The 2903-nt window shown below is 38.4% G+C and carries 2 protein-coding genes; one reads left to right on the forward strand and one right to left on the reverse strand.

What is annotated here, in order from left to right:
- Nucleotides 1–79: 79 nt before the first annotated feature.
- Nucleotides 80–2377, reverse strand: a complete 2298-nt coding sequence (locus tag J8L97_RS22610) for a hypothetical protein (RefSeq protein WP_211052973.1) — start codon at nucleotides 2375–2377, stop codon at nucleotides 80–82.
- A 272-nt stretch (nucleotides 2378–2649) separates the two neighbouring features.
- Between J8L97_RS22610 and J8L97_RS22615 the strand changes: the two genes are divergently transcribed.
- Nucleotides 2650–2903 (forward strand): hypothetical protein (locus J8L97_RS22615; protein WP_211052975.1); only part of this gene is annotated, 254 nt, incomplete at its 3' end.

Genomic DNA, 2903 nt, shown 5'->3' on the forward strand with positions numbered 1-2903 from the left:
TTGATTTGGTAAAAACCTTGTTCCATAGTAGATAAATATGTCGTTTATCCTCTGTCGAATTAACCATAGCGGCAAGGTCTCAGATAGATTTAGGTATTATATCGGAAAGCTTAATATCTCGCCTAAAGTAATGCTGTTTGATGGCTGTAAATGTTCGTTTTGACAAAATATCTCTCAGCTCTTTTAAATTAATGCTATTTGTACTTGCACCAAAGAAGCTCAAGTACTCGCTAAAGTAATACTCTAAATAAACTTCTGGGGTTGGCGTTGCAGGATTTTTCCGATCATAATCTGGCACGGGGTTCACTCCTTTGCGAGCGGCTTCGCACATTTCTTGTACTTTTAACCTAGGAGTTGGGATTGTAAGCATGATCCCCTTGTGTATACCGTATTCCTCCAAAATACTATTTACCAAACAGCTATCTTTATGAGGTCGCAACCCCATGCTTGAACGCTTAACTATTTCAACTACAACTTCATTATTCAGCTGTACTAGGTTTTTCTTTAAGCAAGTAAGTAACTTCTTTTTAAGTCTTTCACGATCTCCATTAAATGTTTTATACGCTCTTGAATATGGGTAACTTTTGTTATCACTTACTTCTAGTTTAAGGATAGTTCCTGCCACCTTAATGTCTGATTCACTTAGAAGAATAGCTCGGTTAGTTCCATTTCGTATTGACACTTTCACTTGTGGATATGGAAGCTCAAAGGATAGCTGACCAAAAAAATCGCTAAGGGTGTCGACAGCTTGAATGACAGTCTCCATGTCACACTTTTTTGAAATATACTGTCGGAATATTTGTGTTGTGTTTTCGGTTACCAATAGGATGAATTCTTTTTCAAGCGATTTCCTAAAGTGTCTCTTTAACTCTCTTCCCAGATTCTGGGTAACGTGAAATATTTGGTGCCACACAGAGTGACTAGACAAACGACCAGGATCTGAAGAAGAAGTAACAACGTGTGCGATAACGACAGGAATTCGCGACCAAACATAAATCGGCAGCAAAACTAATGCAACAGTTTCTCCTGCTTTGAGGGTTTGGTTTTTCGGTTTCATTGCTTCAAACACGTAATGCGCTATGCAAATACGCATCATGCTTACATTGAACTTACCACCAATATCATCAACTGAGAAGTTATTTTTAATTCTTCCAACTCCCCCTGCTAGAAAAGGAAAACGGTAGAAAATTAAACCTGTAACAAAACAGGCATCAGCGAAGGAAGCTGCATCTTTTTCAAATTCGCTTAAGAAAATATCCAACAGACTCTCTATGCCACGATCGCTATCACCATCCCCGCTTTCTATCGTTCCTTTTGAATCAATGCTTACGAGTCCCTTTAATACTTTAAAAAAAAGATTATCGTAGCTCTCCATTGTTTCTAAACGCTCCTTGTTTTCATCTATTTGTGGAATATCTCTATACAAGCAAATCCCAAGCTCGCTTAAACTCGTTCCATGCGTTAGATGATCTTTAAGCATAATAAAAAAATTTTTTATATCGGAACGCTGTTGCTCGCCCATAATTACCTTAAGACGGTAGTTAAATGCTTTATCGTAACGGTATTCCCCAGTAACATAATTTGAGCGCGCATAAATCACGAAATCTGGTAAGTTGAACTGGTCGCATTTTGCTGTCTCATTAAAACGTCTCACCGACAGCGCATAATTTCTTATTTTTGGGCTATATAAATTATCTGCAATTCCTCCGCTCTGTTCATACCACGGTAAAATATCAAAGGGTTCTTTTGTATAGGCGGATTTATGCTGACGAGTTTTAGCCAACGCTGATTTCTGTTTATAAATTTGCCGAGATTGTTCTTCAAGCCAGTATTGTGCGCCAGTAATCCCCAAGAACTCTGAAAGACCTGCTGATACAGCATCAATAAAACTTCTGTTAATGCCCCAGTCTGGTTCGCGTGATATGGCTTCCAAAAAGGATTGTATATTAAGTCTTATTAAGTGTGTCGAACGGTCTTTGCATTGACTTTTTTGGGATGATATCGGTTTAAGATTTGATTCACCGGTGCTAGGGCAAACTTGAAAAACATAGAAAATATACTTCCGGTCTCGTAAATCTCGCGCATCAAACACACTGAATGGATGGATTTCGCCATCCTTTTTATGTTTTTCCCACTTAGAGTTAAGGGCCGCAGCATAACCGTCTTCGCCTGCAAACCAATGAACTTTACTTGCATGACCTCCTACGGTGTCAATCCCAACACCAAAGGTTAGTGGTATCTGAACTAGCGAAAGTATTTTATTAAATACTTCAACTGGGGAAATTTTCGGCTCACTTCGAAGAAGAAAGTCATCTATGAAAGAAGCGATAACTATTTCAACTCGGCGCTCTATTTCTGAAAGCTCTTTCTCGTCCATTTGTCACTCCAACCCTTTTAATATCGTTCGTCCATCCATATGAGTATCTAAATTGCTGATACAAACGTATCTAAAGCGTGGATACAAACGTATCTAAAGCGTGGATACAAACGTATCTAATTTGTAGATACACAGCAACAAAATACTTTACTTTTTCTTTTTAAATTTTCTGATTGATTTCTACATTGAAGTTAAAAGCTTCTAGTAAAGAAGCTTTTTAAACCAAACGTTAGCAGTATCAAATCAGTCCTCAAAGTCAGAAAGGTAACATTATGAGTAAATCTATCACTTACACAATCGCGGCTGTTGTGCCTTTGTTGCTCGTACAAGCGGCCTCAGCTAAAACGATCAATCTAGCCGATGGGTTAATTGAAGCTGCAGGCTCAGCAATCGCACAAAACAATCCAGCGTGTAAAAAGAAAATCACAATGAAAAATTTAGACGTGGAAGAAGATCTAAATATTGGAAATCTCGCGTCTGTAGATCTCTCCGTCGTGGATTCGCAACGTATGTGTAACGCAGAAAT

Origin of the sequence: Pseudoalteromonas sp. MMG012 (assembly GCF_018100875.1) — a bacterium.
In the GTDB taxonomy this organism is placed as follows: Bacteria; Pseudomonadota; Gammaproteobacteria; order Enterobacterales; family Alteromonadaceae; genus Pseudoalteromonas; species Pseudoalteromonas aurantia.